Below are 7,599 nucleotides of genomic sequence, written 5' to 3'. Positions count from 1 at the left end.
TGGTTGTAACTAATACGATAGCGGCGTTGAGCGACAATATCTCAATTAATTCCGTGGGTACAGGCTTCCGATCAGATGGAAAGAAAAATGAGGATTGCCCATTTGTTAATCATGATGAGAGTACTCCATCTAAACACTTCTGATACTAATGGCGGTGCAGCCCGAGCCGCCTATCGACTTCATAGTGGTCTCCGTTCCAACGGCGTTGATTCACGAATGCTAGTTCAAAATAAGGATAGCGACGACAATCAAGTATACGGTCCGGAGGGAGTAAAAGGAAAAATCAAATCCAAGATTAGACGTCGTTTTGATAAAATACCACTGAAACGGTATCCGGACCGAGATCCCGAAGCCTTTTCACCCGCTTGGACACCAGAGCGTCGGGCAAAGCAGATTGTCAAGCACGATCCAGATATAGTCCATCTCCATTGGGTCTCTGGTGGATTTATTCGGCCAGAAACGATCGCTCAGATAGATGTCCCAGTAGTGTGGACACTTCATGACATGTGGCCGTTTACTGGTGGGTGCCACTATTCAAAATCTTGTATAAAATATCAAACGGAGTGTGGTTCGTGTCCACATTTGAAAAGTGATCAGTCAGACGATCTTGCGAGCTCAGTATGGAAGAGAAAGAAGAAATATTGGGGCGAAATAGATATTACGGTCGTTTCACCAAGTCAATGGCTTGCGAAACAGGCCCGAGAGAGCAGTTTATTAGGTGAGATGCAAATAGATGTTGTTCCCAATTGTATAAATGTGGATTTGTTCTATCCGCGGAGCCAAACGGAAGGGATTCAACATTTTGATCTTGACCAAGACAGACAGTATATTATATTTGGATCTGCGTATAAGACGCACAGAAAAGGGGGTGATCTTCTTTTAGAAGCACTAAAGAACCTACGCGGGGCACCTGAAATTGTAGCACTTACTTTTGGAAACATAAGTATTCAACATCAGGAATTTCCGGTGCCTGTGCGACATTTAGGAAGACTCTCAGAAGATGAACTTCGTTTATTGTATAGTACAGCGGATTTAACGGTTATTCCATCTCGGGAAGATAATCTTCCAAATATCGCTGTTGAGTCGATCGCCAGCGGAACGCCCTGTGTTGCCTTTGATGTGGGGGGCTTAGCAGATATAATAACACATGGGAAAAATGGATATTTGGCAGAGCCATTTGACATAGATGATCTTACAAAGGGTATTACATGGGCGGTTGAAAGTCCACAACGAAAAGAACAATTAAGCGAACAATCCCGTCGTGTTGCTGAAGATCGTTTTTCTGTCAAAACTGTTATTGATAAATACTTAGATATATACCGGAGCATAGCTCCCTATCAGGAATAGTGTTGAGATAAGCTGATTCCATGCAAAGCTGAACGAATAAAGCCGGTCATCAACGGTGTCCACAGAGGCGCTGCTATAGTAACCATTAGAATTATCAGATCGTTATAATTAACAAATCATGTGGATCACCTCAAAGAGATTTCCATCGACAAACTTCACGATGCGCTTGATAAAGTAGAAGGTAAACAGCCGACTCAAGGCCTCTTAGCCGTGACAGCGTACAAACGATGTGACGCAAATAGAACTTGCTGAGTGATACGATATTGGACGGCCCAAGATCTATAGCTGGCTGATACTATTCAACACGATGAACCGTTAGTTGAAGCCGTATCTGATGATCACAGATCTAGGAGAAATAGAAAACTATTGGGTCGAGAACTCGAAGTATTTCAGCAAACAGTGCGAGATTCGATAGAGGGAGGCAGGCTACGACGAACCGTCCTGAACAACAAAGCTCGTTCGTTACCTCCTCAAGGAAGCATATAGTAGGCGTTAGAACTTTCCACCCAGAGAATAATACTGTATCTAATGGATCATCTCGACGAGATCTCCGTCGAAGAACTCCAAGACGCACTTGACAACGTCGACGGGAACAAACCGACACAACGGTTGTTAGCTGCGATCGCGTACAAAAACGGCGTCACGCAGACTGAACTTGCCGACTGGCACGATACCGGCCGACGAACGATCTACAGCTGGCTCAAGCGACTCGATACTGACGAGCCGCTTGAACAGGCCGTTACTGATGCTCACCGATCTGGACGAAAGCGAAAACTCTCAGAAACACATCAACACGAATTTGAACACACAGTCCACGAATCTCCCCAAGAGATCGGCTTTGATGCGCCGGCGTGGACGCCGGCGCTCGTTCAGCAGTATCTCGAGGAGACTTACGCGGTTGACTACTCGCTTCCGAGCTGTCGGCGGCTGTTGAAAGAAGCGGGTTAACCTATCAGAAAACACGCCGAACAGCCGCTGAAGCTGACGATTCCGACTAAGAAGCGTTTCACGAGGAGATCAAAAAAGCGACGAGAGATGGACGCCACCGTAGTCTGTATCGATCAGACGAAGAAATCCGTTCAAGTCGAGCCGCGTGCCGCGTGGTTTCCGCGCGTCACGCGGCCCTCTGTCGAATTATCCGGCCAACGGGACTGGACGTGTCTTTTGGGCGCGATCACCGAGGACGGTGAGTGCTTCTTCTCTCGGCTCACAGAGTACATCACCGCTGACCACGCAAAACATTTCATTTTAGCACTATGTAAAGAATTTGAAGATGATCTGATCGTGGTTCTCGATGGGGCGCCGTATTTCCAGGCGTCGACCGTCACGGACCTAGCGGCCTGTGAGGACCTCGTCTTCGTGACGTTACCAGCGTATTCTCCGGAGTTAAATCCTGTCGAAGAGTGCTGGAGACAGCTCCAAGCAGCTCTCAGCAACCGATTCTTTGACTCGCTTGACGACTTGACAACAGCGATCGACACCGCTCTCGACCAGATCTCGGTGCCAAAAGTGGGCAACTATTTCTAATTACTACTATAACTCCTGAGGTAGCGTTGCGATAAGGAACGAGGCGGTCAAAGGTTTGAGTGGTTCATGCTCAGTTTCGACCGCCTCAGCGGCGATAGCGGGTGTATCGAGTTAGAGTTTCTGGAGCGAGAGGCGACACCCGAGCCGGCGATGAAGCTCGGTATCCGACTGCATTTGGCTGGCTTATCACTTTCGGATACAGTCTCGATTCTTGAGAATTTGGGTGTCGATCGTCATCGAACTACTGTCAGTCGATCACATCGGGTTAGAGTAAGCTTCTGCTTGGAGAGGATGTGCAGTCAACCCAAGCAGACAGCGAGATAGAGGAAGAGCACCTGCTTAATTTTGTCGTCAACAGCCTCGAAGGGGAGCTTACGGTAGACCTCGACGAGAACGTAGAGGTCACGACAGAGACATTGTGCGAGGTCCTCGCCGGCGCCAGCGCCGGCGGGTCAATCAACCACGTCTGCGAAACGACTGACGACTCACCGCACGCCAATACCGTCCGTGGACATCTCACCGATCAGTTTGAGCTTGATTCGGTTGAAGCGGTTGGAGACACGCTGTTGCAACGGGATGCGCTTGAGACACTTCCAGATCGACCGGTGGAGGTCTGCGCAGACCTCCACCTCGACCCCTACTACGATGATGAGGACGAAACCGAGGCTCTGTACTCCTCACAGGCCAAGCGTGGCACAACGACGTTCCATGCCTATGCGACACTCTACGTGCGCGTACGCAACAAGCGGTACACCTTGGCGGTTCGCCAGCTTGTCGCTGGCGATACCACCAGCGATGTCCTCGGCGAGTTTCTGGAACTCCTTGACGGCCTTGACCTCGGCGTCAAGGCCGTCTACCTCGATCGAGGGTTCTACAACAGCACTTGTCTCAAGCTGCTGTACGCGCACAATTACGCCTATGTGATGCCGATCGTCAAGTGGGGTGAGACGATTCAAAACAAACTCAGCGAAGGCTGGAGCCGCGAGATCGAACACGATCTCGCTGGCGAGGTGACGTTCCCTGTGTTCATCGACTGCGTATACCAGCAGGGACGGTACGACGAACACGGAGTGGCGCGTCACGGCTACGCCGCTGACGCGCCCTTTATCCACACGCCACGAGATGCACGAGAGCACTACAGCAAGCGCTTCGGCATCGAATCAAGCTACCGATTAGCCAAGCAGAGCCTCGCTTTCACTAGTTCTCAGGATGCTGGACTGCGGTTGGTAATGTTCGTAGTGAGCCTACTGCTTCAGAACAGTTGGCGATATCTCCACTGGAGGTACGTGGCGGCGCCCCGCCGTGGGGGGCGCCGCCTCTTGCAGTGGTCGTTCACGGAGTTCTGCGAAATGACGCTCCGCGCAGCTTGGACAGCACTTGGTGTCCGCAGGTCTGTTCCAGCGAATCAACCACTTGACGACCGGTTCTTCCGATAGCTGCACCTCATCAGGGTGCAGTGGTGAGTGGCAACACCGTCGTGTCGGCGGCGATTCGCCGCCGACAGCGACCTCATCGGCCAAAACGCACCGGCTCTATTGCTCAGATGCCCGTTCCGGTAGCGGTTACGCAGACTTAGCGGCTGCTGAACGCTATCGGGACTTTGCCAATGTGATCGACTGACTGTGCATCGGTGGGTCCAGAAGGCCGATTTACAGCCCACAGACGGTGCTGACCCGAACCACGTTGCCGTCGATGAAACCGTGATTCAACTCAATGACGAGCAATATTGGCTGTTCGCTGCAGTCGATCCCGACACGAACCGCCTGCTCCATGTGCGGCTCTATCCGACGAGAACCACCGCAATCACCTCGATGTTTCTCTCAGAACTCCGTGAGAAACATCGGGTCGACGACGCAATCTTTCTCGTCGACGGTGCTCCGTGGTTACAGGCGGCCTGCCACCGGCACGGACTCCGATTCCAGCATGTTACACATGGGAATCGGAATGCCGTCGAACGTGTCTTCCGAGAACTAAAACGGCGAACTAACCAGTTCTCAAATACGTTCAGCCACGTCGAACCACGCACCGCTGAAAATTGGTTACAAGCGTTCGCCTTCGCATGGAACCAGCTTATCTAAACACCACCTCCTGAAGTGGGCGCAATTATTTCTAAGGGTTAGGATAGTATCGATGGTTCGATCGGGGGCAGGGATGGAGTTCCCGGCACCGAACACGACGACATGAAACTGATCGGTGGTCCCCCAGCGATCCAATTCTCTGATCTCAGTGACAAGTCCGTCAAACCCTTTCCGCGGATCGATAGTCGCTCCCATCGCACCGAAGAAGACGACCTGCTGGTCGGTCGGGAGGTCGAATATCTGCCACCGCTTATTCCGTCGGGGCGAACGTTTCGAGATCGAATCCGTTTTGGATCTCCTCAACCGATCGGCCTTCCAGAAGCGAATTCTCGTGAGCGCGTTCAGCGAGCCATGTACTCGGCGTGACCGGCGTGAACTCGATTCGTAGCCCACACATCCCGTTGTTGCTCCCAAACGCGATGGGTGAGGTCTATAGTCGGTCCTATCCAGCACGTGGCAGGCACCACAGTCGTCGGTGCATCGGTCACAGCCGGTGGTGTAGTGACCGCCGACGGTAAACGGCCACATGTCGTAGAACGTCAAGATGATCCGTGCCTCGATAGGCTTTAACTGTTCGATCCGGATGTAACTCTTTCCGATCCAGTGGAGGTAGACCACGTCGGTATCTATTTCGTTGATTTGATGCGGTAGCAAGCCAGGGACTCAGTTGGGTGAAGGCAGGCATTATATACCGCTTCAGCGGGAGTTTTTCGACTCGTTCCCCGCCTGTGCGGTCAACGACCACCCAAACTGGTTGACTGCGTCATCGTCTGGCGATTTCACCGACTAGCAGCTGGGAGCTGACCGAGTCCTCACGGAGGCCGTATACAAGCGATACGCGACTCTGCCGGTCCCACCAACGATATCGGTCGAGGTGACTCGGCGGACCTACACCACTGGGTCAACGTGGTGGTTCGCTTTCGCGAGGTTACGCGGCAGCACGACCGGCTTGTCCGCAATCACCCGGTCGACGACGAGATCAAGAACCGGATCGTCGGCGATTTCTTCGTGTGTGACCGGTAGGCCGTGCCCGCCGAGGGAGTCGTCGTCTGTCTTGATGTACGGGAACGGTATCGATTTCTGGAAAAAGAGGTAGTGGACGTACCGGCGTGCTCTCGCGACCATTTCATCGTCCGTCTCTAGGTTGGGGATATCGTTAAGCAGTTGGTAGTAGCCGTCAACTTGATCCGGATCGAACGTGAAATCGAACCCCCGATAATGTGTTTCGCCCGCGACAATCACCGGAACACCGTAGTATGCCATTTCCAGGCCAATCGTCGAATTCCAGACGATTCCGGTGTCCAGATCCTCTAACAGTTCGTATGGGCTTACATCCGTATCGGGTGGGAGAAGTTCGACGTTCCCAGGGAGCGAATCGTAAGCGGTGTCGATTTCGTCGGCGACACCGCGTTCAGCACCAATCACTGCCTCGGCAGGGTGAACTTTGACCACGAGGTGGACATCCGGCCGGTCGGCGAAGTAGTCGATTGTCGACAGGATCCACTCGTACGGATCGTCGAAAAGCGGGCACCCTGCTTCAAGCGAGGCATCCCACATGAGGTTAGTGAACATTCCTATAACTGTTTTGTTGTTCTGTTTCTTGATTGACTGATCTGCGCCGCCGACGTAATCGATTCTCGTTCCAGATCCCCCCCGACGACTCGCCATAAGATCCCTAGTGCGCGTCTCCTCTTCGGGCGAAAGCTCTGTCTTGAGTACCTCACTAATGAACGTTTGATCCTCGAACTGTGAGAGTGTACTACTGTTCCCCGGCGAACCGAACAGGAGCCGTTGATCCTGCCATCCTGTGCCTAGGGAGTACGCAGGGATGTCGAGCTGATGAGCGACTTCAAGATAGATGCCGCCGTAAATATATGCCGGGTTGTGTGCTAAAACAGCTGCGGGATCATGCTCCTCGTAGAGTCGGTATGCAATGTCGACGAGGTGTGCAGCCGTTGAGAGGAACCGCCGATAAATTGAGCAGTCAGGTTGCTTTTCGAAGTCGATACGGAACTTCTGAATGAATTTTCGTGTCGATGCAGCCGCGAAATCTGATATCTCGATATCACGGTGCGTGATGTTCCGACCTTCGCTCGGAAACTCCCGGTTCTGTTCGTCCCCATTAGATAGATCGCTGATTAGGACTTGTTCAATCCCGAACGCGTCGAACGTGGACGTGGCACCGTGATAACAGAGCTCGCAGGTAGAAACGTCATCTGGAAACCTATGTTTCCGAATACAGAGATCGAGATCATTATTACAGACGACGAATTTGGGCTCATAGCCACGAGTTCGAAACCCGTGACCGAGCACCGAGAAAGTGAAGCTATTAAAGATATTCCCGCCTTCAGTGACCGGCAAAAGAATCGTTCCCTTGTTATCTTCGGACGGTCGCTCGTAGCTTGAGATTTGTTCGTCCACTTCTAGATCGTACGGATCATCTTTTAAACTATAGTACAAATTAATAAACTGCTGTCCCTGGCCGAGTTTGGACGCAAGACGCAGAAGTCCTCGTTTTGACATTGCTTTACACCAAAATAGTCGGATATATTAATCTTGTCAGTCCTGTTGAGCGGATATCCAAGCGTATTAGTATAGTCCCATTTAAGGGTGTCAACCTTAGCGTGAAGGAAGCGGCCGAGCAAGG

General features: G+C 51.9%; 3 protein-coding genes and 3 pseudogenes. 5 read left to right on the top strand and 1 reads right to left on the bottom strand.

The window, feature by feature from the left end:
* Window positions 1–75 precede the first annotated feature (75 nt).
* The 5 genes and pseudogenes from ACERIT_RS15800 to ACERIT_RS15780 form a co-directional block, all read left to right on the top strand.
* Entirely contained in the window at window positions 76–1,347 is a 1,272-nt protein-coding gene (locus tag ACERIT_RS15800) for a glycosyltransferase family 4 protein (protein ID WP_373675817.1), read from the top strand.
* 528 nt (window positions 1,348–1,875) lie between these two features.
* Window positions 1,876–2,874, top strand: a pseudogene (locus ACERIT_RS15795) (IS630 family transposase).
* A 66-nt stretch (window positions 2,875–2,940) separates the two neighbouring features.
* A pseudogene (locus tag ACERIT_RS15790) lies at window positions 2,941–3,123 on the top strand (IS6 family transposase); the annotation flags it as partial.
* Between the two features lie 44 nt (window positions 3,124–3,167).
* Entirely contained in the window at window positions 3,168–4,310 is a 1,143-nt protein-coding gene (locus ACERIT_RS15785) for an ISH3 family transposase (RefSeq protein ID WP_373675816.1), read from the top strand.
* 177 nt (window positions 4,311–4,487) lie between these two features.
* Window positions 4,488–4,952: pseudogene (locus tag ACERIT_RS15780) on the top strand (IS6 family transposase); the annotation flags it as partial.
* 888 nt (window positions 4,953–5,840) lie between these two features.
* On the opposite strand, the gene ACERIT_RS15775 reads toward ACERIT_RS15780, so the two are convergent.
* The gene (locus ACERIT_RS15775) at window positions 5,841–7,373 is read right to left on the bottom strand and encodes a hypothetical protein (RefSeq protein ID WP_373675815.1); all 1,533 of its coding nucleotides are present in this window, start codon (window positions 7,371–7,373) and stop codon (window positions 5,841–5,843) included.
* Window positions 7,374–7,599 lie beyond the last annotated feature (226 nt).

This window comes from Halopenitus sp. H-Gu1 (genome assembly GCF_041821145.1).
In the GTDB taxonomy this organism is placed as follows: Archaea; Halobacteriota; Halobacteria; order Halobacteriales; family Haloferacaceae; genus Halopenitus.
This window is presented reverse-complemented; position numbering and strand designations above follow the sequence as displayed.

What these genes read in the sequence shown, in the direction of transcription:
- ACERIT_RS15800 (WP_373675817.1), top strand. Translation starts at nt 76, where the DNA reads ATGGAAAGAAAAATGAGGATTGCCCATTTGTTAATCATGATGAGAGTA.